This is a genomic window from Vibrio sp. TRT 1302 (assembly GCF_050113875.1).
Classification (GTDB): domain Bacteria; phylum Pseudomonadota; class Gammaproteobacteria; order Enterobacterales; family Vibrionaceae; genus Vibrio.
The window spans coordinates 1-25224 of record NZ_JBNJOF010000005.1; the positions used below are offsets into that span (position 1 = coordinate 1).

24 protein-coding genes are annotated in these 25224 nt (G+C 45.4%); 10 read left to right on the top strand and 14 right to left on the bottom strand.

What is annotated here, in order from left to right:
* Positions 1–228: 228 nt before the first annotated feature.
* The 5 genes from treC to gmhB form a co-directional block, all read right to left on the bottom strand.
* On the bottom strand, positions 229–1911 hold the full coding sequence (gene treC / locus ACQEXP_RS08865; RefSeq protein ID WP_426969494.1) for an alpha,alpha-phosphotrehalase: 1683 nt from the start codon (positions 1909–1911) through the stop codon (positions 229–231).
* 81 nt (positions 1912–1992) lie between these two features.
* A complete protein-coding gene (gene treB / locus ACQEXP_RS08870; RefSeq protein WP_426969495.1) occupies positions 1993–3417 on the bottom strand; it encodes a PTS trehalose transporter subunit IIBC in 1425 nt (474 codons plus the stop codon).
* 199 nt (positions 3418–3616) lie between these two features.
* Positions 3617–4564: a trehalose operon repressor TreR gene (treR, locus tag ACQEXP_RS08875; protein WP_426969497.1), complete on the bottom strand. Its 948-nt coding sequence runs from the start codon at positions 4562–4564 to the stop codon at positions 3617–3619.
* Positions 4565–4632: 68 nt separating this feature from the next.
* A complete protein-coding gene (locus ACQEXP_RS08880) occupies positions 4633–4977 on the bottom strand; it encodes an MliC family protein (protein WP_269376723.1) in 345 nt (114 codons plus the stop codon).
* Between the two features lie 42 nt (positions 4978–5019).
* Positions 5020–5571 carry a D-glycero-beta-D-manno-heptose 1,7-bisphosphate 7-phosphatase gene (gene gmhB / locus ACQEXP_RS08885; RefSeq protein WP_269376722.1) on the bottom strand — a complete coding sequence of 184 codons (552 nt, stop codon included), beginning with the start codon at positions 5569–5571 and terminating at the stop codon, positions 5020–5022.
* A 223-nt stretch (positions 5572–5794) separates the two neighbouring features.
* Between gmhB and metN the strand changes: the two genes are divergently transcribed.
* From metN to ACQEXP_RS08900, 3 genes are read left to right on the top strand one after another with little or no spacing between them, the layout of a single operon-like run.
* On the top strand, positions 5795–6829 hold the full coding sequence (metN, locus tag ACQEXP_RS08890) for a methionine ABC transporter ATP-binding protein MetN (protein WP_426969500.1): 1035 nt from the start codon (positions 5795–5797) through the stop codon (positions 6827–6829).
* Positions 6819–7496 carry a methionine ABC transporter permease gene (locus ACQEXP_RS08895; RefSeq protein WP_269376720.1) on the top strand — a complete coding sequence of 226 codons (678 nt, stop codon included), beginning with the start codon at positions 6819–6821 and terminating at the stop codon, positions 7494–7496. The genes metN and ACQEXP_RS08895 overlap by 11 nt, the downstream gene beginning before the upstream one ends.
* A 47-nt stretch (positions 7497–7543) precedes the next feature.
* Positions 7544–8353 carry a MetQ/NlpA family lipoprotein gene (locus tag ACQEXP_RS08900; RefSeq protein ID WP_269376719.1) on the top strand — a complete coding sequence of 270 codons (810 nt, stop codon included), beginning with the start codon at positions 7544–7546 and terminating at the stop codon, positions 8351–8353.
* A gap of 52 nt (positions 8354–8405) precedes the next feature.
* Here the strand turns inward: ACQEXP_RS08900 and ACQEXP_RS08905 are convergent, their stop codons facing one another.
* From ACQEXP_RS08905 to ACQEXP_RS08920, 4 genes are all read right to left on the bottom strand, one after another.
* Positions 8406–9179, bottom strand: coding sequence for a substrate-binding periplasmic protein (locus ACQEXP_RS08905; protein ID WP_426969502.1), 774 nt, complete (start codon positions 9177–9179; stop codon positions 8406–8408).
* A gap of 218 nt (positions 9180–9397) precedes the next feature.
* Complete coding sequence (locus ACQEXP_RS08910; RefSeq protein WP_269376717.1) at positions 9398–10984, bottom strand: AbgT family transporter; 1587 nt, start codon at positions 10982–10984, stop codon at positions 9398–9400.
* A gap of 375 nt (positions 10985–11359) precedes the next feature.
* On the bottom strand, positions 11360–11485 hold the full coding sequence (gene ykgO, locus ACQEXP_RS08915; protein ID WP_009847431.1) for a type B 50S ribosomal protein L36: 126 nt from the start codon (positions 11483–11485) through the stop codon (positions 11360–11362).
* Positions 11486–11746 (bottom strand): type B 50S ribosomal protein L31, encoded by a 261-nt coding sequence (locus ACQEXP_RS08920; protein ID WP_426969504.1) that lies wholly within the window; start codon positions 11744–11746, stop codon positions 11486–11488.
* 119 nt (positions 11747–11865) lie between these two features.
* Here ACQEXP_RS08920 and tsaA point away from each other — a divergent pair, with 119 nt between their 5' ends.
* Positions 11866–12561 carry a tRNA (N6-threonylcarbamoyladenosine(37)-N6)-methyltransferase TrmO gene (gene tsaA, locus ACQEXP_RS08925; protein WP_426969506.1) on the top strand — a complete coding sequence of 232 codons (696 nt, stop codon included), beginning with the start codon at positions 11866–11868 and terminating at the stop codon, positions 12559–12561.
* 110 nt (positions 12562–12671) lie between these two features.
* Complete coding sequence (locus ACQEXP_RS08930; RefSeq protein WP_269376714.1) at positions 12672–14387, top strand: proline--tRNA ligase; 1716 nt, start codon at positions 12672–12674, stop codon at positions 14385–14387.
* Positions 14388–14470: 83 nt separating this feature from the next.
* On the opposite strand, the gene ACQEXP_RS08935 is transcribed toward ACQEXP_RS08930, so the two are convergent.
* Together ACQEXP_RS08935 and lpcA are read right to left on the bottom strand one after the other, a co-directional pair.
* Complete coding sequence (locus ACQEXP_RS08935; protein WP_426969508.1) at positions 14471–15316, bottom strand: class II glutamine amidotransferase; 846 nt, start codon at positions 15314–15316, stop codon at positions 14471–14473.
* 74 nt (positions 15317–15390) lie between these two features.
* On the bottom strand, positions 15391–15969 hold the full coding sequence (lpcA, locus tag ACQEXP_RS08940) for a D-sedoheptulose 7-phosphate isomerase (RefSeq protein WP_269376711.1): 579 nt from the start codon (positions 15967–15969) through the stop codon (positions 15391–15393).
* 306 nt (positions 15970–16275) lie between these two features.
* Between lpcA and fadE the strand changes: the two genes are divergently transcribed.
* Positions 16276–18729, top strand: a complete 2454-nt coding sequence (fadE, locus tag ACQEXP_RS08945; protein ID WP_269376710.1) for an acyl-CoA dehydrogenase FadE — start codon at positions 16276–16278, stop codon at positions 18727–18729.
* A gap of 120 nt (positions 18730–18849) precedes the next feature.
* Here fadE and ACQEXP_RS08950 read toward each other — a convergent pair whose 3' ends face one another.
* A complete protein-coding gene (locus tag ACQEXP_RS08950; RefSeq protein WP_426969511.1) occupies positions 18850–20100 on the bottom strand; it encodes a TIGR03503 family protein in 1251 nt (416 codons plus the stop codon).
* Positions 20101–20108: 8 nt separating this feature from the next.
* Entirely contained in the window at positions 20109–20846 is a 738-nt protein-coding gene (gene dnaQ, locus ACQEXP_RS08955) for a DNA polymerase III subunit epsilon (protein ID WP_269376708.1), read from the bottom strand.
* A 56-nt stretch (positions 20847–20902) separates the two neighbouring features.
* Here dnaQ and rnhA point away from each other — a divergent pair, with 56 nt between their 5' ends.
* Positions 20903–21367: a ribonuclease HI gene (rnhA, locus tag ACQEXP_RS08960; RefSeq protein WP_269376707.1), complete on the top strand. Its 465-nt coding sequence runs from the start codon at positions 20903–20905 to the stop codon at positions 21365–21367.
* Here rnhA and ACQEXP_RS08965 read toward each other — a convergent pair.
* Positions 21364–22107 carry a class I SAM-dependent methyltransferase gene (locus tag ACQEXP_RS08965; protein WP_269376706.1) on the bottom strand — a complete coding sequence of 248 codons (744 nt, stop codon included), beginning with the start codon at positions 22105–22107 and terminating at the stop codon, positions 21364–21366. The two genes, rnhA and ACQEXP_RS08965, sit on opposite strands and share 4 nt — an antisense overlap.
* 38 nt (positions 22108–22145) lie before the next feature.
* Between ACQEXP_RS08965 and gloB the strand changes: the two genes are divergently transcribed.
* From gloB to ACQEXP_RS08980, 3 genes are all read left to right on the top strand, one after another.
* Positions 22146–22904, top strand: a complete 759-nt coding sequence (gloB, locus tag ACQEXP_RS08970) for a hydroxyacylglutathione hydrolase (RefSeq protein WP_269376705.1) — start codon at positions 22146–22148, stop codon at positions 22902–22904.
* Positions 22905–22974: 70 nt separating this feature from the next.
* Entirely contained in the window at positions 22975–24537 is a 1563-nt protein-coding gene (locus ACQEXP_RS08975) for a LysM peptidoglycan-binding domain-containing protein (RefSeq protein ID WP_269376704.1), read from the top strand.
* Positions 24534–25220, top strand: a complete 687-nt coding sequence (locus ACQEXP_RS08980; protein WP_269376703.1) for a YIP1 family protein — start codon at positions 24534–24536, stop codon at positions 25218–25220. Before ACQEXP_RS08975 ends, ACQEXP_RS08980 begins: the two co-directional genes overlap by 4 nt.
* Positions 25221–25224: the final 4 nt, after the last annotated feature.

Genomic DNA, 25224 nt, shown 5'->3' on the forward strand with positions numbered 1-25224 from the left:
GAGTGGCCAAAGGGATCAGACTGTAAATCTGCTGGCACTGCCTTCGATGGTTCGAATCCGTCCCCCTCCACCATATTGAAGAAACCAGCTCATCGAGCTGGTTTTTTTTCATCTCTACAAAATCACACCCATCTCTATCTATTTAGAATCAAACAAAAAAAGCCCCGACAATGCGGGGCAAGTATCAGAACCAATAGGTTCTGATGAAGCAAACACGACTAGGGGGTGTTAGCTTTCGACTAAAATAATACGAGTTTCATAAGGTCTAAGTTTCTGCACCTTGTCGACCTGCGGTCTAAGCTCAGCATAGTTAGCTAACAGGTACCTAGCACGTGACACATCGAAGTTGTCTGGCAAAGTACACTCTGTCTCTTGACCATAATAGTTGTTTAGACAGATCAAAGTGGCTGTTTCGGTTTGACGTCGATAACCGAATATCGCGTCATGATTAGGGTAAAGATCCAGATAATCACCTGTTGTGATCACATCCCACTCTTTACGTAACTCAATCAGCTTCTGATAGAAATAAAAGACCGAGTTTTCGTCTTCTATGGCCAACTTGGCATTCACTTCACGGTAGTTTTCTGCCACTTCAAGCCATGGTGTCGTTTTGGAGAAACCAGCAAACTTATCGTCATTCCACTGCATTGGTGTGCGGGAATTGTCGCGAGACTTTTGTGCCAGAATAGCCATCATATCGTCGTGTGAGACACCTTGCTGATTGACCATTATGTCGTACATATTGGTGCTTTCCACATCACGATACTGATCAATGCGGGTATAGCCAGGGTTGGTCATGCCAATCTCTTCGCCTTGATAAATATAAGGCGTCCCCTGCATCATGTGTATTGATGCGCCAAGCATTTTGGCGGATTCAACCCGATACTGTTGATCGTTACCTAAACGGCTTACCACTCGAGGTTGGTCATGGTTACACCAGAATAACGCCCCCCACCCTTTGCCATTAAGACCCGTTTGCCAGTGGTTGAAAATTTGTTTTAACTGGATAAAGTCAAAAGGAGCCTTGGTCCACTTTTCTCCATTTGGGTAATCCGCTTTCAAGTGGTGGAAGTTAAACACCATCGATAACTCTTTGTTATCTATTGACGAGTATTGCTGACAATGCTCCAGTGTTGTCGAAGACATCTCACCAACGGTAACACTGCCATACTTATGAAATACCGCTGAACTAATCTCGCGGAGAAATTCGTGAACACGAGGACCGTCGGTGTAAAAACGACGTCCGTCACCGATATCATCGTTCGGAAAGTCTTGCTGCTTAGAAATCAGGTTAATCACATCAAGACGGAAGCCATCGACCCCTTTTTCAGCCCAGAAGCTGATCACCTCTTTAACTTCAGCGCGAACCTGAGGGTTCTCCCAGTTCAGATCGGCTTGCTGCTTAGCAAATAGGTGGAGAAAATACTGTCCCGTTTGTTGATCGAATTCCCATGCACTTCCGCCAAATTTTGATTGCCAGTTATTTGGGCACTCTCCATTAACCGGATCTCGCCAAATATAGTAGTCACGATATGGGCTGTTCTTGTCGCCCAACGCAGACTGGAACCAATGATGATCAGTTGAGGTGTGATTCACGACGATATCCATAATGATACGAATACCGCGTTGATGGGCTTGCTCAAGCAACTGATCAAAATCCGCCATAGTGCCAAAGTCTGAATTAATGGCGTAGTAATCCGAAATATCATAACCATTATCAATCATTGGCGACTGGTAAATTGGAGTCAGCCAGATTGCATCGACACCAAGGCGCTTTAGATAGTCGAGCTTAGAAATAATGCCTTGAATATCCCCCGTACCCTTACTTCCGCTATCACAGAAACTTTTTGGATAAATTTGATAGATCGAGGCGGTTTTCCACCAATTTGGATCATTAGCCATAGCTGTCATTTCTAAACTCACTTACCAAATAAAAAATTGAATCTTTGAAAAGAGGAGCGGTGACTGCCCGCTCCTAAATGTATTGCGGAATTACGCGTTAACAGGCTCCAATTCGCCCTTCGTTTGTGCGCGCTTATAGAAGAACAGAGTTAATACTGCTGGAAGCGCGATTGCGACTAGCATCGCAACAGCATAAATGCCCCAAAACTGTGGTTGGATTGAGAGAATGCCAGGTAAGCCACCCACACCAATACCATTTGCCATCACGCCAGCACTACCACAGATTGCCGCTGCAACCGCGCTACCGATCATGGCACTAAGCATAGGGAATTTGTATTTGAGGTTAATACCGTACATAGCAGGTTCCGTGACACCTAGGTATGCAGAGATCGCTGCTGGTACAGAGATATCACGCTCGCCATGTTTTTTACTGATGATAATGATTCCAGCAACTGCTGAGGCCTGAGCGATGTTTGACAAAGCAATCAAAGGCCAGATAGGGGTACCACCAAGATCTTGCATCAACTGAAGATCCACAGCATTGGTCGTATGGTGTATACCCGTGATAACGAGTGGCGCATAGAGGAAGCCAAATACCATTGAACCAATGACTGCGAAGTCGCCTGTCATGGCTGCTTTAGCGGCAAAAGCCACACCGTCACCCAAAACTCGACCAAATGGACCAATTAGTGAGTGCGCCAGAACCACAGAAACGATAATGGATACAAATGGGACAACAACTAGGTAGAGGTAAGATGGAACAATACGTTTCAAATTAGTTTCGATAAAGGCGAGTGCAACACCCGCTAACATCGCAGGGATGACCTGAGCTTGATAACCCACCTTCTCAATGACAAAGAGGCCGAAGTCCCATGCTTCTGGTACTTGCTTACCAATCAAATATGCATTCATCAACTGAGGAGAGACAAGCGTCACACCCAATGTGATACCTAAAATTGGTGTACCACCCAGTTTCTTCACCGTAGACCAACACACACCGACAGGAAGGAAGAAGAAAATGGCTTCGCCGATTAACCACAGGAAGCTGTGTACCGTTGCCCAAAATTGACTGATTTCAGTCAGAGTCTGACCATCAAACATCTTGATGTCACCAATGACATTACGGAAGCCTAAAATTAAACCACCAGTAATAATCGCAGGTAGAAGCGGAACAAAAATTTCAGCTAAATGGGAGATTCCACGTTCTAGGATGTTCATGTTTTGGCGAGCCGCGAGCTTAGCCTCATCTTTCGATGCCGCTTTTTGTCCAGTCAGCTCAATCAGAACTTTATACACTTCATCGACTTCAGTACCGATAACCACTTGGAACTGACCCGCATTGGTAAAGCAACCTTTTACCATTGGCAGCGCTTCTAATGCTTTCTCATCGGCTTTCTCAGTATTGTTTAGTACAAAGCGAAGACGCGTTAAACAGTGGCTTACGCTCGCGATATTGTCGCGTCCACCGACTAACTCAATCAGACGCTCAACTTCTTGTTTCGCAATCTTACTCATATCCATGTCCACCCTAATTGGATTCTCATTCATGTCTAAATCAACATCAGACTTACAAACTGACCTGTTTTTATAGTTATGGGAATGTTCCCATTTATGCTTGTTATATTGTCAGATCCTATACTAGATAAAAATGGGAACAGTCCCATTAATTGAATGAGATCACAGTATAATTTTAATTCACTTTGAAACTAATGGCTTAGAGAGCAAGCGGCTGCTGAGTGATGTGAACCTGTTTTAGCTCACCATTTATTTGAGAGATCAATAAGTTAGCGGCCTTTTCTCCCGCAAGGGAATAACCAGGATCAATGCTAAAGACTTTTGGAAAAAGGAAAGAAAGTAGTTCATTTCCCCCGACCCCTGTCACCACGACATCTTCTCTGTCGAGCTCTTGAAGGCGTTTTATTACGCCAAGTGCCAACGTATCACTGGCGCAAACAATCGCTTCTGTTTTGGCATCGAGCACGCTATCAACTAGTAAGTAGGCACTTTCATGATTGAGTTGCCCTGTTTGATAATTGGCTTTAATTGCATGCTGTTCACACCAATTCAGGTAAGCCTCTAAACGTAGCTTTCCCGTTGTTTTATCGCTCGGTGATACTCCGATAAACGCGATGTGTTGGAGTGACTTTTTCTGCAAATATTCCAGAGCTTTGGTGATCACTTGCGTGTTGTCGTAGTTGATTGAAGAGACTTGATCGGTATCCATGGCAATAACGACTGAGCAATTTTTCCAGCTCGCCAGCTTGGAAATATCGAAATCGCTAAAGCCAAACACAATGACACCATCAACATTTCGTTTTTTCAGGACATCGAGATGTTCATTGGTTTTCTCGCGATCGAACTGGCTCTCCATAATAACAACATCATAGCCTGCATCGTATAAGGTGCTTAGCATGCTGCCGACGGCTTTATTTTCTGATGGCGAATCGAGGCGAGATATAATGACCCCAACCACCTTCTGACTGCCTCCACGCATGGCTTGTGCAGATTTTGATGGCACATAACCAGACTCTTGAATCACCTGCTCGACTTTGGCTCGAGTTTCAGGCTTCACCTTAGGATCATTGGTCAAGACGCGAGACACCGTCGACTTGCCGACACCAGACAGCTTAGCTATATCAAGAATGGTTAATTTTTTGCTCATAGGTTATTGGGTCTAATAGTTAAATGTTAAAAGGAGGCGAACGCCTCCTTAATACTATCCGAACAGATTTATTGACTGATACAATTTTTATACACGACACGCCCTAACTCTAAGCGAGCTTCACTGCCCTTAGTATAGAGGGTCACTGGGTTGAGGGTCTGCGCCGTGCCATCATCAAGAATGTATTTTGTCCCTGAGCCAGAAGGAACTTGAACCAGTCTATAGTCATGCTCCGGTAACCTCAGCAATGCCAAAGGTTGATTGGGCATAAAAGCGACTTTGAAGGTTTTATCTGCACTGCACTGATAAAATTCGAAATCACCTTGATAGGCACTATCACGCTCTACAGCATTATAGGAACACGCTGTTAAAACGAGTCCAATCATCGCCGTGAGTAACACTCTAGATTTCATGATTCCCTCCAGACAAGACTATAGCGGCCAACCTGATTTTGTTTACTTGGCGAGATAGTCTGGTACTTGCTTAATGCTATCGAGTACCACTGAGGCTAACGCTTCACCTTTCTCAGTCACTGGTTTGCCAGTACGAACAAGTATCTTGGTTCCGACACCAGCAGCGTCAGCCGCCATCATGTCTTCCGCCTTATCACCAACCATCACTGAGTTGGCCATATCAATTTTTAAAAAGTCACGAGCAGAGATAAACATCCCAGGTTTTGGCTTGCGGCAATCACAATCTTCCTTATATTTACCCTGACCTTGCTCTGCATGGTGAGGGCAGTAATAGATCCCATCAAGCTCAACGCCATTATCAACGAAATTCCAATCCATCCACTGAGTTAGTGATAGAAAACGATCTTCACTGAACATGCCACGTGCAATACCAGACTGGTTAGTCACAAGGACAAGCAGATAGCCCATCTCTTGGAGCTTTTTCGTCGCTTCAAACACACCTTCAATAAACTCAAAATCGTGTTCGTCATGCACATAGCCGTGGTCAACGTTGATTACGCCATCTCGGTCTAGAAAGACTGCAGGTTTTGCCAAAATATGCTTCTCGTTTTTGCTTTGATTAATAAGAATTATTGCACGCTTTATTTCTTTCATCACTATCTAATTACCAAACGATTGGGCAAAAAATACGTTTAGACGTCTAGACGTAAAAATATCTATTGACACAAATCACGCAAACCCATAGCATCCTCTAGTAAATGAGATGTGGCTCAAAATAATCTTCTGCTGCTCATCCAATCTGATAGTGGGTTTCTCGATGATTGAAATTAATCAAGTTAATAAGGTTTTCTTCCAAGGCACTAAGGAAATTCACGCCTTGAAAGAGATAAACCTTCATATTCCTCAGGGAACAATCTTTGGTGTTATTGGCTCATCAGGAGCAGGGAAAAGTACGCTTATTCGTTGTGTCAACATGCTAGAAGCACCAACGACAGGCTCGATCGTGGTTGATGGTGTGGATCTCACCAAGCTGTCTAAATCTCAGTTGAGCGAAGCTCGTCGTAATATTGGGATGATCTTCCAGCATTTTAATCTGCTGTCGTCACGCTCTGTATATGACAACGTGGCGCTGCCGTTAGAGCTCGCGGGCAAAGATAAAGCGCATATCAACCAAAAAGTCACAGAGCTACTTAAATTGGTTGGCCTAGAAGATAAACACGAAAGCTACCCTGCTAACCTGAGCGGCGGTCAAAAGCAGCGTGTTGCCATCGCTCGCGCACTGGCTTGCGATCCTAAAGTGCTTCTATGTGATGAAGCCACTAGTGCACTAGATCCAGCGACAACTCAGTCTATTTTAGAGCTGCTCAGAGAAATTAACCGCAAGCTCAACATCACCATTCTCCTGATCACTCACGAGATGGATGTTGTTAAAAGTATTTGCCACCAAGTAGCCATTATTGGTGGTGGTGAATTGGTAGAGAAAGGCAGTGTTGGTGAGATCTTCGCGCACCCTAAAACCGAGCTAGCTCACCAGTTTATTCGTTCAACATTGGATCTTTCTATTCCTGAAGATTACCAAGTTCGTCTACAAGAAACGCGCGTTGAGAACAGCTACCCACTAGTGCGTTTAGAGTTTACTGGTGCGACTGTTGATGCACCACTCATGAGCCAGATTGCTCGTAAATTCAATATTGATGTCAGCATTTTGAGTTCCGATCTCGATTACGCTGGCGGCGTTAAGTTTGGCATGATGGTCGCCGAACTGTTCGGTAACGAACAAGACGATAATGCTGCCATTGAATTCCTGCGCGAACACAACGTAAAAGTAGAGGTACTGGGTTATGTCCTTTAACGAAATTTCACAGTGGCTGAACTTAAACAGCAACCTACTTATTGGCGCGACGCTTGAGACTCTCTATATGGTCGCTGTCGCTGGTATTGTCGGCTTTGCAATAGGTATCCCTTTAGGCGTTGTTTTACACACGACTAAAAAAGATGGCCTGCTCGAAAACACTAAGCTCAACAGTGCGCTTGGTGCCATCGTAAACATTGGTCGCTCTGTACCATTCCTTGTCTTGATGGTGGCGATCATTCCAGTCACTAAGTTATTAGTGGGAACCTTTATCGGTACAACAGCGGCAATTGTTCCTTTGACCATAGGTGCGATTCCATTTGTCGCTCGTCTTATCGAAGGCGCATTGCTTGAAGTCCCAACGGGGCTTGTCGAAGCTGCGCAGTCTATGGGCGCGACACCGTTACAGATCATCTCAAAGGTATTACTCCCAGAAGCAATGCCAACTATCGTCAACTCCGTCACTATCACGTTAGTCACTCTAGTGAGTTACTCTGCAATGGCGGGAACGGTCGGAGGTGGAGGTTTGGGTGACGTAGCCATTCGCTACGGATTCCACCGCTACGATGTGGTGATCATGGCAGTAACAGTCGTCATGCTCATCGTACTAGTACAAATTATTCAATCTATTGGTGATGCGATTGTTCGTCGCGTCGATCACCGTTAATAATAAATTAAACATTAATCACAGATTTTATTTATAAGGAGATAGTGATGAAATTCAGTCTTAAAGGTATTTTGGCTATCGCAGCAGCAGCGTCTGCACTGGTTCTGGCAGGTTGTGGCGATAAAGAAGTGGACACAAGCAAAATCAAAGTTGGTGTTATGGCTGGTGCTGAAGCGCAAGTTGCTGAAGTAGCAGCAAAAGTGGCTAAAGAAAAATTCGGCCTAGACGTTGAGTTAGTGACTTTCACCGATTACGTAACACCAAATGCGGCGTTGGATGACGGTTCAATCGATATCAATGCATTCCAACATAAACCGTACCTTGATCAGCAAGTAGCAGACCGCGGTTACAAACTGACAATTGCAGGTAACACCTTTGTTTACCCAATTGCAGGTTACTCTAAGCAAGTAACATCTGTTGAAGAGATCCAAGATGGTGCTCGTATTGCTGTACCAAACGATCCAACAAACCTTGGTCGTTCTTTACTGCTTCTTGAGCAACAAGGTCTTCTGAAACTTCGCGAAGACGTCGGTCTACTAGCAACAGTTCGTGATATCGTTGAAAACCCAAAAAACATCACAATCGTAGAACTTGATGCGGCTCAACTACCACGTTCACTTGATGACGTTGCACTTTCAGTGATCAACACAACATACGCGAGCTCTATCAATCTAACACCACAAAAAGACGGTATCTTCGTTGAAGACAAAGAGTCTCCATACGTAAACCTTATCGTCGCTCGTGAAGACAATGTTCAAGCTGAAAACGTGCAAAACTTCGTTAAGTCTTACCAAACTGAAGAAGTGTACAACGCAGCATCAGACATCTTCCAAGGTGGCGTAGTTAAAGGCTGGTAATCAACAACTCGCTCAAACAATCGCTAAGGGCTGACGAGATTCGTCAGCCCTTTTATTTTTGTTCCGGCTTTTTGATACGTTCAAAATAGTTATCAATAATGGCTTCATAGCGACCATCTTGTTTCATTTCTCGCAATGCCTCGTCGAATCGATCTCGCAGCCAAGCATGTTCTCTCAACTTAGAAAAAGCGATATAACTGGGTGTCGCTTCAATAGGAGGAGAGAGAATTTCTAACATCTTATCCATCCCCTCACTGGCGATGATACTCCGAGCGCCAAAACTGTTGTTCACCCATATATCTGCCCGTCCGGTTCTTACCAAGTGTGCACAATCTCGAGTATGGTTACGCCTAAAGACCATTTTGAAACGACTCTCCGCGAGTAAAGCATCCATTCTTGCACCGTAACTCACTCGGTTTACAACGCAGATAGTTGAATTAGATAAATCAGAGGTTAAGAATAAGTCGCTAGAGATATTACTGTTTGTCTTCACGACTAAACTGATGTTTTGTGTGAACAATATCTGGTGACTAAAATCGGCAAACTGTTCTCTTTCTGGATTTTTAAATGCTGTAAAAATTGCATCTGCTCGACCAAATTGGACATTACTTAACGCCCTAGCCCATGGCAATACTTCGATAGAAATTGGCACATTGAGTTGTTTAAATACCGCTTCTACTAATTCGACCGCCACTCCGGATAGTTCATCTTCGTGGCTGACAATATACGGTGGGTATTCAAGGGTAACGAGCTGAATTGGCGCTTCACTACGGACGTTAAAAGCGAGCCCAAAAAACAATGCAGATAACGCGATACGTCGAATCATGAACAAAGGAACTCAAAAGAGTTGAACGATTCTGTTAAGCGCCGTTTAGCCGCGAGAGATACCACTGGCTGATTTTCATTTAACCTCCGAACTAACTGCTATAGAGGTAAGTAAAGTTCACCGCATTCACTTGTCAACTCGAATAGCACCAATCATCATTCACAAAAAAGCCAGAGCGAATGCTCTGGCTTTCAAACTAACCAATATCTATATCTTGGTTAAGGTGTGTAATACGTTGCCGCACCAGGACCTACAGGTAGACCCAAGACAAATACCCACACATAGAACAGCAGACTCCAACCGACGATGAAACAGATAGAGTAAGGAAGCATAGTTGCGATAAGCGTACCGATACCTAGATTCTTCATGTAGCGAGTCGCTACGGCTAGGATAAGACCAAAGTAGCTCATCATAGGTGTAATGATATTGGTGGTCGAATCACCGATACGGTATGCAGCTTGAATCGTTTCTGGCGCATAACCCACTAGCATTAGCATTGGAACGAAGATAGGTGCTGTCACTGCCCACTGAGCAGACGCTGAGCCGATCATTAGGTTAATGAAGCCACACATCAAGATGAATGCGAAGAACAACATAGGGCCTGTCAGACCGATATCTTGTAGGAAGTTAGCACCTGCAACAGCAAATACCTGACCAAAGTTAGTCCACTTAAAGAATGCAACAAACTGAGCAGCGAAGAACACCAACACAATGTACATACCCATAGAAGACATCGATTTAGCCATCGCATCGATCACGTCGCGATCCGTCTTCATCGTGCCCGTTACTTTGCCGTAAACAAAGCCCGGGATGGCAAAGAAGACAAAGATAAACGCTACGATACTCTTAAGGAATGGCGAACCAGCAACGGTACCCGCATCTGAACGAAGTACACCATCTGCAGGAACAATCGTCCAAGCAAGAAGAGCCGAAACGACAACAACAGCTAGACCGGCTAATTTAAGGCCTTTCTTCTCAATATCCGTCAGCTTGCCCATAGAGTCGTTTGACAGATCTTCCGATGCTTCCTCATCACTGTATTTGCCAAGCTTAGGCTCAACAATTTTCTCAGTAACAAACGCACCCATTGCGGCGATAAAGAACGTCGACACAAACATGAAGTACCAGTTAACTTCTGGACCAACCGTGTAAGTCGGATCGATCATTTGTGCTGCGGTTTCTGTAATACCAGAAAGTAGCGGGTCAACGGTACCAATCAGTAGGTTCGCAGAGTAACCACCAGAAACACCAGCAAACGCAGCTGCAAGACCAGCAAGAGGGTGACGACCTAAAGAGTGGAATAGCATTGCAGCCAGTGGGATTAGAACCACATAGCCAAGTTCAGACGCGGTATTTGAAATGATACCAGCGAAGACTACCGTAACTGTAACCATGCGCTTTGACGCACCCATTACCATGCCGCGCATTGCAGCTGATAGAAGGCCAGAGTGCTCTGCGATTGCCACACCTAACATAGCAACGAGTACGGTACCTAACGGTGCAAAACCAACAAAGTTTTTAACTAGGTTAGTGACGATCAGTTGGAGACCTTCTGCGTTAAGCAGGCTCACAACATGAATCATGCCATCTGCTGCACGGCCCTTAGCGCCTTCTGGGCGAGGGTCCATAACAGAAACTTCAAAGTATCCAGCAATGCCTGATGTAACTAGGATCGCTAAACAGAAGATGGCGAAAAGAGTGATTGGGTGGGGTAAAAGGTTCCCCAAATATTCAACAGTATCAAGAAAGCGTGTAAACAGCGGCTTTTTTGGCGAGTTTTGTTTAATCGAAGCAGATGAACTCATCTGTTCCCTCCTTGTAGTTATTCCTGTGCAAATGTGACAAAAATGTTCCAAATGCCCGCAGAGATTACTCGACAAAACTCTCAATTAGAAATTCAAAATGTTACAAAGTGTGTAACATTCAATTCATTTTAACTAAAAACAAACAAAAAATTAGCAAACACGGCTAATTTTAAATCAAAAACCAGAGTTATAATTCAACAGGACGCATTTACTATCAGAATGAAACAAAATCTAACCTCTTGATTCGATTGAGCGTGTTAGAAAAGCGGCCAAGATGAGAGTGACCTATTGAAAATCATCTTGGCCGATTAAAACCCTTGCTGAAGAAAAAGAGTCAATTGACGATTTTTAAACCAACCTCAAACATCCGTCGCACTATTTTTGCACCGCTTTAAACCTTGGGTTCGATTTACATATCACATAGAGTCGCCCACGACGTTTTACGATCTGGCAGTCAGGATGACGACTCTTGGCACTCTTTAATGATTTCACTACTTTCATCTATTTGTCCCCTTTTTCAAACTGACCGAAACGACGTCTAAAGTTCGCCACACGACCCTCTTTTTGAATCACTCGTTGCTTACCTGTATAGAAAGGATGAGATTTCGAAGAGACTTCAACGGTGAAATAAGGGTAGGTTTTCCCGTCACGCCATTCGATTGTTCGATCTGTTTGTAGTGTAGAACCAATCAGAAAATACTCATCGACACTGGTGTCGTGAAAAACAACTGTTCGATATTGTGGGTGGATATTTGCTTGCATGATAAGCCCCTTTAAATTGTTATGTTATAACATATTAATTAGTAATCATTCTCAACAATCATTGCAAGCTTTTTTTATGATACTTTTGCTGCAACCCTATCCACCGAGTAAAGAAGACCATGTACTCCGTAGAGCCAATCGGTTTTATTGAAAGCCCATACAAAGAGAAATTTGCCGTTCCCCGTCAACCAGGTTTAGTGTCCGCTGCCCGCTCTCGTGTCAGATTAACAGGAGCAGCAAACAGCCCAGAATCACTGCGCGGCATTGAGCAGTTCTCTCATGTTTGGTTGCTGTTTTTGTTTGATCAGAATCTAGACGCAGGCTGGAAGCCAACCGTTCGTCCACCTCGTCTTGGCGGCAATGAACGCATTGGTGTCTTTGCTTCACGTTCGACTTTTAGACCGAACGGCATCGGTATGTCTGCGGTTAAAATAAAGGGAGTCACCAAACAAGGTGATCAGATCTACTTAGATCTCGGAAATGTCGATTTGGTTGATGGCACACCTATCATAGATCTCAAACCCTACATCCCCTACTCCGACGCGATTCCGGAGGCGAGTGAAGGCTACGCAGAGGGAGAACCCGTGACTTATCCCGTCGACTTTTCGGCCGCCGCCTTATCTCAGTTGCAGCAGCACGACGAGACTGAGTATGTTAAAGCGGTGATAGAACAGGTTTTGGCACAGGATCCTCGCCCAGCCTATAAAAAGAATAAGCCCGACAGTAAGGAATATGCGGTAAATTTGTTCGATCTTAACGTTAAGTTCATGGTCACCGATAACTTAATAACAGTTACTGCGATTGAAAGCTTTTGACAAAGGCAATTGGCTGATATTATAAGCGGCTAACAATTTTCCCTTGTGGGACTTCCATACTTCAATCCATTCCGGCTTGAGTATCTAACTTTAATAAACGGATAAGTTAAATGCGTACCAGTAATTATCTTCTTTCTACTCTGAAGGAGACTCCAAACGACGCAGAAGTAGTGAGCCACCAGCTCATGCTACGTGCAGGTATGATCCGTAAGCTGGCTTCAGGTCTATACACCTGGCTACCTACCGGTCTACGTGTTCTGCGTAAAGTCGAAAACATCGTTCGTCAAGAGATCGACAATGCAGGCGCTGTCGAAACTTTGATGCCCGTTGTTCAGCCGTTTGAACTATGGGAAGAAACAGGTCGCAGCGAGAAGATGGGCCCTGAGCTATTACGCTTTACTGACCGTCACACTCGTCCGTTTGTACTTAGCCCAACTGCTGAAGAAGTGATCACTAGCCTAGTGCGTAATGAAGTGAGCTCTTACAAGCAGCTGCCGCTAAACCTGTACCAAATCCAAACTAAGTTCCGTGATGAACGTCGCCCACGTTTCGGCGTAATGCGTGCTCGTGAATTCTGCATGATGGATGCGTACAGCTTCGATATCGACAAAGCGGGTCTAGAGAAATCTTACCAAGCGATGCATGACGCTTACTGTAAAGCGTTTGACCGCATGGGTCTTGAGTACCGTCCTGTACTGGCAGACTCTGGTGCTATTGGTGGTAGTGGTTCTCAAGAGTTCCACGTACTAGCTGAAAGCGGCGAAGACCTCATCGCCTTCTCTACTGAGTCTGATTACGCAGCGAACATCGAGAAAGCGGAAGCGGCAGCTCCTGCTGGCGATCGTGCAGAACCAACACAAGAGATGACGCTAGTCGACACGCCAAACGCGAAAACTATCGCTGAACTCGTAGAGCAATTCGATCTACCAATCGAGAAAACGGTTAAAACTCTATTCGTTAAAGCATCTGATGAAGTAGACGCAGAGATCATCGCGCTTATCATTCGTGGCGATCACGAACTTAACGAAGTAAAAGCGGAAAACCTACCTCAAGTTGCTGCGCCTCTAGAGATGGCAACCGAAGAGCAAATTCGTGCACTTATCGGTGCAGGCCCAGGCTCTTTAGGCCCTGTTGGTCTTGAGCTACCATTCATTGTTGACCGCACTGTAGCGGTAATGAGCGACTTTGGTGCTGGTGCGAACATTGATGATAAACACTACTTCGGTATCAACTGGGGTCGTGATGTAGAGCTAGGCCAAGTTGAAGATCTGCGTAACGTTGTTGAAGGTGATCCAAGCCCATGTGGTCAAGGTACCCTAATGCTGAAACGCGGTATCGAAGTCGGCCATATCTTCCAGCTAGGTAACGTTTACTCGGAAGCAATGAACTGTGGCGTTCTTGGTCCTGATGGTAAGAACGTCATCTTAGAGATGGGTTGTTACGGTATTGGTGTATCTCGCGTAGTGGCTTCTGCAATCGAGCAAAACCACGACGAGTACGGCATCATCTGGCCTGACGCACTTGCTCCTTTCCAAGTTGCTATCGTACCGATGAACATGCACAAGTCAGAAGAAGTACAGCAAGCGGCCGAGAAGCTATATGCAGAACTCACTGCAATGGGTATTGAAGTACTATTCGACGATCGTAAAGAACGCCCAGGTGTGATGTTCTCGGATATGGAACTTATCGGTATTCCTCACACTATCGTGATCGGTGACCGTTCAATGAAAGAAGGTAACTTCGAGTATAAGAACCGCCGCTCAGGTGAGAAAACTGCCGTAGCGATGGCCGACATTGTTGACCACGTAAAAGCTCAGCTAGCATAAGTTTTCGCTAAGATATAGAAAAGGCCGATGGAGACATCGGCCTTTTTTTGTTCTGAAGAGTTGGATGATTAGCGCTCGTTGCGCTAAACCAAAGGTTCCGTAGGTGCCTGACTGGCGACCTTTTTGGGAGCAAAAGGGACATCCCTTAGCGCCGCAGAATTGCCATCGATAAGTTCACCAAAATGGAAAATACCAAACTCTCCTGGTTTCATGCGATGCCACTCTTCGTTATCAGTCAATGGTTGCGTCGCAATGACAGAAACGATGTCATTAGGTGTTGTTTCTTCTTGGAAATTGATCTCTACATCTTCATCAATCAGTGACGCTTTACCAAACGGAGCACGACGCGTTATCCAATAAAGATGATTGGTACAATATGTCATGACAAACTCACCGTCTGACAGCAGCATATTGAAGACACCTTTCTCTTTCAGTTGTTCGCAACACTCGGCAATAAAGCGAAATACACCAACCATATCTTGTGGAGGCTGTGGGTAGCGCTGCTCCATTTGATTCAATAACCAGCAAAATGACAGTTCACTATCTGTTTGGCCGACAGGGCGATGACGACCCGAATCTAAGTCTTGATAGTCAGTGAGTTGCCCATTATGAGCAAAAGTCCAGTAACGTCCCCAAAGCTCTCGGGTAAATGGATGGGTGTTTTCAAGGTTCACTGCTCCACGATTCGCTTGGCGAATATGGCTAATCACTGCACAGCTTTTGATTGGATAGTTCTGGACCAGTTCAGCTATTTTTGAATCACAGCTAGGGTTGGGATCTTTAAAATTACGAAAGCCCTTGCCTTCGTAAAAAGTAATGCCCCAACCATCACGATGCGGACCGGTATTGCCACCACGTTGCATAAGACCGGTAAAACTAAAACAGATATCGGTTGGCACATTGGCGCTCATTCCGAGCAGTTCACACATGGTTTTAAAAACTCCCTATACAGCAACCGTATTAGTGCAAAGCACTAATACGGTTTATAACCCTTGAGAAAAGGTTACTTTTCCATTTCTTTTTCAATCAGTTGGATCACAATGTGAATAATCTTGATATGGATCTCTTGGATACGGTCTGCGTAACCAAAATGAGGTACACGGATTTCAATATCCGCTAGACCTGCCATTTTGCCACCATCCTTACCGGTTAAAGCGATGGTCTTCATACCCTTAGCTTGCGCAGCATCAATCGCTTTAAGGATATTGCCAGAGTTGCCTGAAGTCGACAGGCCAAATAGCACGTCACCTTTTGAACCTACCGCTTCTACATAACGAGAGAAAACATACTCGTAACCAAAGTCATTGCTGACACAAGATAAATGGCTTGGGTCTGAAATCGCAATGCCTGGCAAACCAGGACGATTTTCACGGTAACGGCCTGTCAGTTCTTCTGCAAAGTGCATTGCATCACAGTGTGAACCACCATTACCACATGACAGCACTTTACCGCCTTGTTTAAATGAATCCGCAATCATTTTCGCCGCAGCTTCAATTTGGGCGATGTTATTTTCGTCGCTCAAGAACTTGTTTAGAACATCAGCAGCTTCATTCAATTCGCTTTTAATCAGGTCTTGGTACATAGGTTTTTCTCTAATTTTTGTAATAAATAGTTCTGTGAACAAGACAGAAACGGTTATCTACAGAGTTTACTCAAACAATTCTCACTGTCGATAGCTTGCCGATAACATTTACCGCTTTCTTGCCATTCTCCGCTCACAATTTCCGCACAGCTCGCCATTTTTAGACCTTTGACTCTACTTAGATCACTTTTTGAACAAATACAGGTTTTACATTTTATTAATATTTTGATTACACTTAACTGGTTAGACCTCTTACTAGTCACCGGCGAATAACCAACTATAAATCGCCGCAAAAGGAACATACATATGGACATTTTGCTCTCTATCCTTGGCTTTACCACGGTACTGGCAGTCTGCCTCTATCATCGCACCTCACTGCTAGTGTCGATTGCTGCGCTGACCGTAACCATGATTGCGCTTTCAATTTACGGTTCTGCTGGTTCACTTAGCTGGATACTGTTTATCGCGGCAATTGCTACCTTAGCGGTTCCATCAATCCGTCAATCTCTGATTAGCAAGAAAGCACTATCCTTGTTTAAAAAGGTGTTGCCTGCTATGTCTCAAACAGAGAAAGAAGCACTCGATGCAGGTACGGTTTGGTGGGAAGCAGAACTCTTCAAAGGCAAGCCAGATTGGAAGAAGCTTCACGATATCAAAGCGCCTCAATTGAGCGCAGAAGAACAAGCTTTCCTAGACGGCCCTGTGAACGAAGTCTGTGCCATGGTCAATGATTACCAAGTCACTCATGAACTTGCCGACTTGCCACCTGAAGTGTGGCAATACCTAAAAGACAACAAATTCTTCGCGATGATCATTAAGAAGAAATATGGTGGCCTAGAGTTTTCAGCGTATGCACAATCCCTAGTATTGCAGAAACTGACCGGTGTATCTGGTGTGCTGTCTTCAACGGTTGGCGTTCCTAACTCATTGGGTCCAGGTGAACTGCTGCAACATTACGGTACCACTGAGCAAAAAGAATACTACTTACCTCGACTTGCAGAAGGTAAAGAGATCCCATGTTTTGCCCTAACTAGTCCTGAAGCTGGTTCAGATGCGGGCTCAATTCCAGATTTTGGTATTGTCTGCAAAGGCGAGTGGCAAGGTAAAGAAGTGCTTGGTATGCGCCTAACGTGGAACAAACGCTACATCACACTGGCACCGGTTGCGACTGTGTTGGGTCTAGCGTTTAAACTGCGCGACCCAGATGGCCTACTTGGTGATCAACAAGATATTGGCATCACCTGTGCTCTTATCCCAACACATTTAGAAGGTGTTGAAATTGGCAACCGTCATTTCCCACTTAACGTGCCTTTCCAAAATGGTCCAACACGTGGTCAAGACCTTTTCGTTCCTCTTGATTTCATCATCGGCGGTCCAAAAATGGCGGGCCAAGGCTGGCGTATGTTGGTTGAGTGTCTGTCGGTAGGTCGTGGTATCACTCTGCCTTCAAACTCAACGGGTGGCATTAAGTCCGCCGCTTTAGCCACTGGCGCCTATGCTCGTATTCGCCGTCAATTTAAGCAACCCATCGGCCATATGGAAGGTGTCGAAGAGCCATTAGCACGCCTTGGCGGCAATGCTTATGTCATGGATGCTGCAAGTAACCTAACAGTGGCAGGTATTGACCTTGGTGAGAAACCATCCGTCATCTCTGCGATTGTAAAATACCACTGTACTCACCGTGGACAGCAAAGCATCATCGACGCTATGGACATTGTAGGCGGGAAAGGCATCTGTCTTGGCCCTTCTAACTTCCTAGCTCGTGGTTATCAAGGTGCGCCAATAGCGGTAACAGTGGAAGGTGCAAACATTCTGACTCGCTCTATGATCATCTTTGGTCAAGGTGCAATTCGTTGTCACCCTTACGTATTGGAAGAGATGAATGCGGCCTACTCAGAAGCCTCAGACGCGCTAGACAAGTTTGACTCTGCGCTAGCTGGGCACGTCAGCTTTACCATGAGCAATCTTGTTCGCAGCTTCTGGCTTGGTTTAACCGATGGTCGTTTCTCGGATGCACCAGTCAAAGATGCCACAACCCGTTATTACCAGCAGCTAAACCGATACAGTGCAAACATTGCCTTCCTCTCTGATATTTCGATGGCAGTGCTTGGCGGTTCACTGAAACGCAAGGAACGTCTCTCTGCTCGCTTGGGCGATATTTTGAGCCAGTTGTACTTAAGCTCTGCAACATTAAAGCGCTTTGAGAGTGATGGCCGTATTGCAGATGACCTACCTTTAGTGCATTGGGGACTGCAAGATAGTCTGAAACAAACTGAGCTGGCGATTGATGAGTTTTTAGCAAACTTCCCGAACAAACTTCTCGGTAAAGCCCTGCGTCTTGTCATCATGCCGTTTGGTCGAGTTCGTAAAGCGCCGAGTGATAAGCTGGATAGCCAAGTGGCTCAGATTCTGCAAACACCTAGCGAAACTCGTTCACGCATTGGTCGTAACCAATACTTGGCTGCAACTGAGTTCAACGCGGCAGGTCGTATTGAACAGGCTCTAGAAGTGATTCTGCAAGCAGAGCCAATATTCGACAAAATCTGTAAGCAGCTAGGTCAACGTCGTCCATTCCTGCGTCTAGATGAAGTCGCTCAACTAGGCCTCGAAAAAGGCATCATTGATGCTGACGATGCGAAACTACTGACTGAAGCAGAGCAGCATCGCTTATACGTCATTAACGTTGATGACTTCAGCCCAGAGGAACTGGCCGCAAAGCCAATGCCTCTGCTTCAACCAGAGATGGATGAAGTGGCGTAACCCAACTTGAAATTGAAATAAATAAAGGGCTGCAATTGCAGCCCTTTTTATATTCTTGTATCAAAGAATGCCTAGAGGAAAGGCGGTAGCCCCATTAACGCGGGCACCATTAACGACTCGCTACTTTTTAGGCATATCGAGTTGCATTTCCGGCAGTGCTTGTCTGCTTGCCTTTAGCTTACGCATAACAAACCAAACCGCGATACCCAATATCAGTACCACCAAATTACCCACACCAATGAGAATCATGGTTCGAGTGCGTTTAGCTTCGCGCATCTCCATCATTTGAATTTCTTCCAACAGTTTTTGCTGCTTGAGACGTTCTTCTTCCTGCAAACGACGGGTTTCGGCAATATCTACCTCTTCTACCACACTGTACGTGTGCTCACTGATTGGGAAAATGAGTGGTCGCTCAGAGCCCATTTCGGTTGCGAAGGCTTTACCATGCCACGCATAGAGGCCAAGATCAGCACTATAAGGAATCTCTAGCGTCAGCTTATTGCTCTCTTCGCTCGCACTGCCCTGAACTGTGGTCAATGAACCATTAGGAGAGGTATGCTCAACGTGACCGGCAATCGAGCCTGGTTTAATCATTCCCTGCTCACCGGCAAAGACAATCTGGTTAGGACTCATTTCTTCACGAGACTGAATAAAGGTCGCCAACAGCGGTGATGGATAAACTAAGACTTCTTGCTCCTGAGCACGCAAAAATACGCCATTCCCCGAAGTGATTCTGACACGATACTTGCCTGGCTCACTGGTAATAGGCAAAGCAACGGTGAAAATACCATCACCAGCAACTTCATCAAGATCCTGACCATCATCAGCGAACTCACCAATGACTTCAGGTAATGGACGAGCCTCCTTCACCAGCGACTCTTCGTTCTCGACATATTTCGTAAAGGTCACTTTCAGTTTCACACGATCAAGAAAATCTCTTAATACGAGTGGCTGATTGTCTGAGGTCAAGCGGGCATTAAACTTAATCGACTCTCCTTGATACAATCGAGTCGGCAGCGTGTCCGTGGACAGCTCAAGATGAGAAATCAGTTTTATCTTGTTCTTGGGAGTCACTTTACCAATGGCTTGCCAAGGGCCTGGCATAGGATTATCAATGGAAACGATGTCCATGGAAGGTTCTTGGTACCAGCGAACATTGTCTGGGCTGCGCCAAGCATAATATTTTTTGCCGTCGGGTCTCACTAAAACCACTGGCTGAGAACTTTGCGCTCGGTAGATAACAAAGGTAATTTGCTTAATCGACGGATCGACTCTAAAGCGATTATCCAACAACGACATTGAGGTTCCTTCGGCAGCATAGCCTAACGAACTAAATACAAAACCTAAAATGGCAATCCAGAACCTCAACATCCTTTCTCCTACTGACGCCAGAGACAGCTACCGCTTTTCTCTACTATGTCTAATCTACTTTGGTGGGCTTCTAATTCATCGGCTGTTGCACGTAAAACCTTTAGCGATTTTCGACCACTTGCCGCACGTTTTATGACTTCGCCCTCTTCACCTCCGGAGCTCCCAGCATTGAACTGCAGCGAAGTCTGTCCACCCGTCATTAGCAGATAAACATCTGCCAGAATCTCGGCATCGAGTAATGCCCCGTGGAGAGTACGGTGAGAGTTATCTATACCGTAACGATCACAAAGTACGTCAAGGTTGTTTCGCTTGCCTGGGAAGATTTTCTTCGCCATCGCCAGCGTATCGGTCACTTTACAATAGTCAATCGTCTTGCCGATGCTCGGGTCAAGCATTTGAAACTCATTGTCCATGAAGCCAACGTCGAAGGGCGCATTGTGCGCCACCAGCTCAGCCCCTTTGATAAAGTCTAGAAATTCAGCATGCACATCACGATAGTCTGGTTTGTCGACCAAAAACTCATCGGTAATACCGTGAACTTCTACCGCATCAGGCTGAATTTCACGATCGGGTTTGATGTAGACATGGAAATGACGCCCTGTCAGTTTACGGTTGATGATCTCCACAGCACCGATTTCAATGATTCGGTGGTCCTGATAGTGAGGTCCACCCTCACGGTTCATACCTGTGGTTTCTGTATCGAGTACAACGATACGATGTTGATTAGAATTGTTGCTGGTATTCATAACAATATGTGTGTCAGACTATGCCAATAATGTGCTTAACCCAATAGTATCAAATCATGACGAAACAGGTGGAAATTTTCACTGATGGTTCTTGTTTAGGTAACCCAGGTCCTGGTGGTTACGGAATCGTACTCCGCTATAAACAGGTCGAAAAAACGCTCGCAAAAGGTTTTACCCTTACCACAAACAACCGTATGGAAATGATGGCTACCATTGTCGCCTTACAAGCTTTAAAAGAGCCATGCGACGTAATTCTAACGACCGATAGTCAATATGTTCGTCAAGGTATTACTCAATGGATACACAACTGGAAAAAACGCGGTTGGAAAACAGCAGACAAGAAACCTGTTAAGAATGCCGATCTTTGGCAAGCGCTTGATACAGAAACACAGCGCCATAAAATCGATTGGCGCTGGGTCAAAGGTCACGCAGGGCATAGAGAAAACGAAATGTGTGATGAATTAGCCCGTACCGCAGCGGAAAACCCAACCGATGAAGATGTCGGTTATCAGCCTAGCTAGTTTGAACTAGACTGTCGGTTCGACACTTTGTAATTGACGCCAACTGGCGTCAATTTTCGTTTTAGCTTCCAGTGAGGCTTAATTGGCTTGAGTGGATAAGTACGTTTTCGCGCCACGATAAAATAGAGGCTTCCCGCTGGTGCGGCCCAATCGCCAAGACTGTTCTCCAACCAAGTCCACATAGTGCGATATTTCTGCATAGGAAACAGTGCGTAACTGTCGCACTCCAACACCTGATAGTTTAATAGCCCAAGCCAATCCTTAACGCGATTGGGCGTAAACATCCGACCGCTCCATGGTAAATTGTTGCGTCGCCAAGGCATTAAGCTTGCAAGCCCAGTAAAACTGATTGGGTTGAAACCCGTTATAATCAGGTAACCATCATCAATCATGACTCGGTCAACTTCTCGTAACATACGATGAGGATCGTTACAGTAGTCAAGTTGATGGGACATCAGCACGGCATCGAAACTTTTTTCCAAAAAGGGTAAATCGTAACCATCTGCAATCACATTGTGCAAAGGGTTCTGGATATCTAAGTGAACTTGATGTTGAATGTTACAGTTGAAGCTGGTTAACTCGCAGCTCAACCCGCCCAGCTTAAGTAGGTGATAACCGAATAGTTTTGGGCACCATTCGTCAATGCGGGTTTGAATTGAATCACTGACCCACTGGCCATTTTTTAGCTGAGACCATGAATGAGGCTTTTCAAGCTTTTTTCTGCTAAGTGCTGGTTTCATATATAACCTGCTTCACTCTGGTAACTGGAGACACAACCATGTTGAATATCAAAAGCATACCCGCATTTAATGATAATTACATCTGGCTAATTGAAAATAGCGATCGTCGTTGTGCTGTGGTTGATCCAGGTGACGCGACTCCAGTCCTCACTTACCTAAAAGAGCACGAACTGAGTTTAGAGGCAATTCTCATTACTCACCACCACAATGACCATATTGGTGGTGTTGCTGAGCTGGTACGACAGTTTCCTAGCGTCAATGTTGTAGGACCCGCCAACGAACCTGTACCGACCTTAACTCATGCCGTTGATGCAGGAGATCAAATAGAGCTCTTTGATGAAATCTTTTTTGTTCTAGGTTTAGAAGGCCATACGAGCGGCCATATCGGCTATGTCGGTGATGGAAAGTTATTCTGTGGTGACGTGCTGTTCTCTGCCGGATGTGGGCGTGTATTTGAGGGAACGATGGAACAAATGCATAACTCTCTCAACAAACTCGCAGCCTTGCCAGAAGAGACCGAGGTCTACTGCGCACACGAATACACCACCAGCAATCTGGCCTTTGCACTTGCCGTTGAACCAGATAATAGTCAGTTGCAACAATATCGAGACGAAGTAAACCGCTTAAGAGCGCAAAACAAACCGACGCTACCGACTACCATTCGCCGTGAAAAATGGATCAATCCATTTTTGCGTACCGATCAGCCTAGCGTTATCCGCTCCGTATCAAATAGAACCTCTCAAACTGATCCACTCGCGATTTTTACTGCATTACGTGAGTGGAAGAACGAATTTTAACGATTTGCTGCTTGTCACCTACTGAGAGAGGCAAGTATTATCAGCAGCCAAATAGAAAAAGGGCTGTGCAATGCGAGTTAAACACAGCTGGGTATTGGCATTACTCTTAGCAGGTTGTCAGCTTACCCAGCCGACCGATTCTGGGGAAGCCGTCTCTCCAGATACCAACAATCCAACCATAAAACCGACTGAGCCTGTTGCTCAGCCAGAAAAACCGGTAGTCAAAGTAGAGCCGGTGGTCACACCGCAAACTCAGCAAGACGTCTGGCAGCGTATCGCGATGCAACTCGATATGCCGATCCCTGACCACCAACTGGTCGATTACTACCGCACATGGTATTTGAAGCACCCAAATCATTTAAAAACGGTTTCGCAACGCGCTGAACCTTTCCTATATTTGATTACAGAGAAGATCGAGCAACGTGGCTTGCCATTGGAACTGGCACTTCTTCCTGTCGTTGAAAGTTCATTTGATGCCTTCGCTTACTCTCATGGTAGTGCCGCTGGTTTATGGCAGTTTGTTCCCGGTACGGGCGAGATGTACGGTCTCAAACAAAACTTCTGGTACGATGGTCGTCGTGATGTACCCGCTGCGACAGATGCTGCTCTCGATTACCTGACTTACCTAAATAAGCGTTTTGACGGTGATTGGACACACGCGATTGCGGCGTACAACAGTGGTGGCGGCCGTGTCTCCAGCGCTATCCGCAAGAACAACAAGCTCGGTAAGCCAATCGACTTCTTCTCTCTCGACTTACCAAAAGAAACCAGTGGTTATGTGCCAAAATTACTGGCTCTAGCAGACATTGTCGCCAATCAAGAAAAATACGGTATTGAAATTCCACCTATCGCCAACCAACAGGTTGTGGAATTGGTCAATCCAAAAGAACAGCTCGACCTTGCTATCGCGGCTAACTACGCTGGTATCAGTGTCAAAGAGCTGCAAAGCTTGAATCCAGCATACAACCAATGGGCTACAGCACCAGATGGTCCACACCAGTTGCTTCTACCTAGGGACAACGTCGCTCAGTTTAACAGTGCGGCTAGCAAAAACCGTGGTAAAGGGATGAAAGTGGTACGCTACAAAGTGAAATCTGGCGATACTTTGAGTGTTTTGGCTGAGAAATATAACACGACAGCCCAAGTCATCCGCACTGCGAACAATATTAGCGGCAATAACATCCGAGTCGGCCAACACTTGATGATTCCGACCTCAACTCGTGACGACAAAGCGTATGCTCTCAGCGCATCAAATCGCTTAGCGAAAACGCAGTCAGAAAGTCGAGGCCAGTACAAACTGACTCATACGGTACGTTCTGGCGACAGCTTATGGTCCATTGCTAAAGCCAACAAAGTTTCGCACCAATCTCTAGCGAAATGGAATGGAATGGGACCAAGAGATACCCTGCGAGTTGGGCAGAAACTGGTTATTTGGAAGAATAGCTCAGATGGCGCTGTCGTCAGAACCGTCTTCTATAGCGTTCGCTCAGGAGACACGATCAGTGGTATTGCCACCAAATTTAAAGTGAAGTCCAATGACATCGTCAAATGGAACGATCTGAGCAATCAGAAGTACCTCAAACCAGGTCAAAAGCTGAAGCTGTATGTTGATGTAACTAAGGTAAGTGTATGAGCCCCTCAAGTAACCCTATTATTATGCTGGTCGATATCTTCCGTTCGCCTAGCGCCTGTTTTCTTGCTCTCTACCAACGTGGAGCTTGGGGCTGGCAACCATACATTTTCTTGATTCTCTCTCCATTTTTATTTTGGGGAGCCTACTTTGATATGGTCAACTTTGATTGGCTGAGAGAAACGCTTGCGGCTCAGTTAGCGGTCACTAATCCTAAGCAACTTGAGCTTTTAGACGCAAACACCCTCATGGCCAGCGAAATCATCAGCGATATTGCAGGCAGAACCCTGACTATCTTGATGCTAGCATTTTGGTTCAACCTTGCGACTAAGCCAAGCCAGCATCAACATGGCTTTTGGAAGTGGTTCGCCGCGAGTGCAGTCATTACCTTCCCAGCAATCATTGGCGACTTAGCAAGTTACGTAAGTGCGCTACTGAAACATGGTCAGGTGTTAGTTTATGCCGCAGATCTCAATAGCCTTAATGGTTTTCTCAAGCTGCCACTCACCAATCCTTGGTCTCAGTTTGCCAGTTCATTCCCGATACTCCTCCCTTGGTACATCGCCTTGGGCTATGCAGCAGTCGGGACTTGGACTGAGTTTGAACGAGGTCAGGCTCTTGCCATTTCAGCGCTTCCATGGCTAGCCTACTACCTAATCTGGGCGCTTTATATTGTCATTTTTTAATCGG

Excerpts from the sequence above, each read along its gene's own strand:
- rnhA (WP_269376707.1), top strand. The coding sequence starts at position 20,903 with ATGACGAAACAGGTGGAAATTTTCACTGATGGTTCTTGTTTAGGTAAC.
- treB (WP_426969495.1), bottom strand. The coding sequence starts at position 3,417 with ATGAGTAAGATTGCGAAACAAGAAGTTGAGCGTCTGATTGAGTTAGTC.
- ACQEXP_RS08895 (WP_269376720.1), top strand. The coding sequence starts at position 6,819 with ATGTCCTTTAACGAAATTTCACAGTGGCTGAACTTAAACAGCAACCTA.
- ACQEXP_RS08910 (WP_269376717.1), bottom strand. The coding sequence starts at position 10,984 with ATGAGTTCATCTGCTTCGATTAAACAAAACTCGCCAAAAAAGCCGCTG.
- ACQEXP_RS08980 (WP_269376703.1), top strand. The coding sequence starts at position 24,534 with ATGAGCCCCTCAAGTAACCCTATTATTATGCTGGTCGATATCTTCCGT.
- ACQEXP_RS08950 (WP_426969511.1), bottom strand. The coding sequence starts at position 20,100 with ATGTTGAGGTTCTGGATTGCCATTTTAGGTTTTGTATTTAGTTCGTTA.
- gloB (WP_269376705.1), top strand. The coding sequence starts at position 22,146 with ATGTTGAATATCAAAAGCATACCCGCATTTAATGATAATTACATCTGG.
- ACQEXP_RS08905 (WP_426969502.1), bottom strand. The coding sequence starts at position 9,179 with ATGATTCGACGTATCGCGTTATCTGCATTGTTTTTTGGGCTCGCTTTT.
- metN (WP_426969500.1), top strand. The coding sequence starts at position 5,795 with ATGATTGAAATTAATCAAGTTAATAAGGTTTTCTTCCAAGGCACTAAG.
- ACQEXP_RS08930 (WP_269376714.1), top strand. The coding sequence starts at position 12,672 with ATGCGTACCAGTAATTATCTTCTTTCTACTCTGAAGGAGACTCCAAAC.
- ykgO (WP_009847431.1), bottom strand. The coding sequence starts at position 11,485 with ATGAAAGTAGTGAAATCATTAAAGAGTGCCAAGAGTCGTCATCCTGAC.
- tsaA (WP_426969506.1), top strand. The coding sequence starts at position 11,866 with ATGTACTCCGTAGAGCCAATCGGTTTTATTGAAAGCCCATACAAAGAG.
- treC (WP_426969494.1), bottom strand. The coding sequence starts at position 1,911 with ATGACAGCTATGGCTAATGATCCAAATTGGTGGAAAACCGCCTCGATC.
- fadE (WP_269376710.1), top strand. The coding sequence starts at position 16,276 with ATGGACATTTTGCTCTCTATCCTTGGCTTTACCACGGTACTGGCAGTC.
- treR (WP_426969497.1), bottom strand. The coding sequence starts at position 4,564 with ATGAGCAAAAAATTAACCATTCTTGATATAGCTAAGCTGTCTGGTGTC.
- ACQEXP_RS08935 (WP_426969508.1), bottom strand. The coding sequence starts at position 15,316 with ATGTGTGAACTGCTCGGAATGAGCGCCAATGTGCCAACCGATATCTGT.
- ACQEXP_RS08920 (WP_426969504.1), bottom strand. The coding sequence starts at position 11,746 with ATGCAAGCAAATATCCACCCACAATATCGAACAGTTGTTTTTCACGAC.
- lpcA (WP_269376711.1), bottom strand. The coding sequence starts at position 15,969 with ATGTACCAAGACCTGATTAAAAGCGAATTGAATGAAGCTGCTGATGTT.
- ACQEXP_RS08880 (WP_269376723.1), bottom strand. The coding sequence starts at position 4,977 with ATGAAATCTAGAGTGTTACTCACGGCGATGATTGGACTCGTTTTAACA.
- ACQEXP_RS08900 (WP_269376719.1), top strand. The coding sequence starts at position 7,544 with ATGAAATTCAGTCTTAAAGGTATTTTGGCTATCGCAGCAGCAGCGTCT.
- ACQEXP_RS08965 (WP_269376706.1), bottom strand. The coding sequence starts at position 22,107 with ATGAAACCAGCACTTAGCAGAAAAAAGCTTGAAAAGCCTCATTCATGG.
- dnaQ (WP_269376708.1), bottom strand. The coding sequence starts at position 20,846 with ATGAATACCAGCAACAATTCTAATCAACATCGTATCGTTGTACTCGAT.
- ACQEXP_RS08975 (WP_269376704.1), top strand. The coding sequence starts at position 22,975 with ATGCGAGTTAAACACAGCTGGGTATTGGCATTACTCTTAGCAGGTTGT.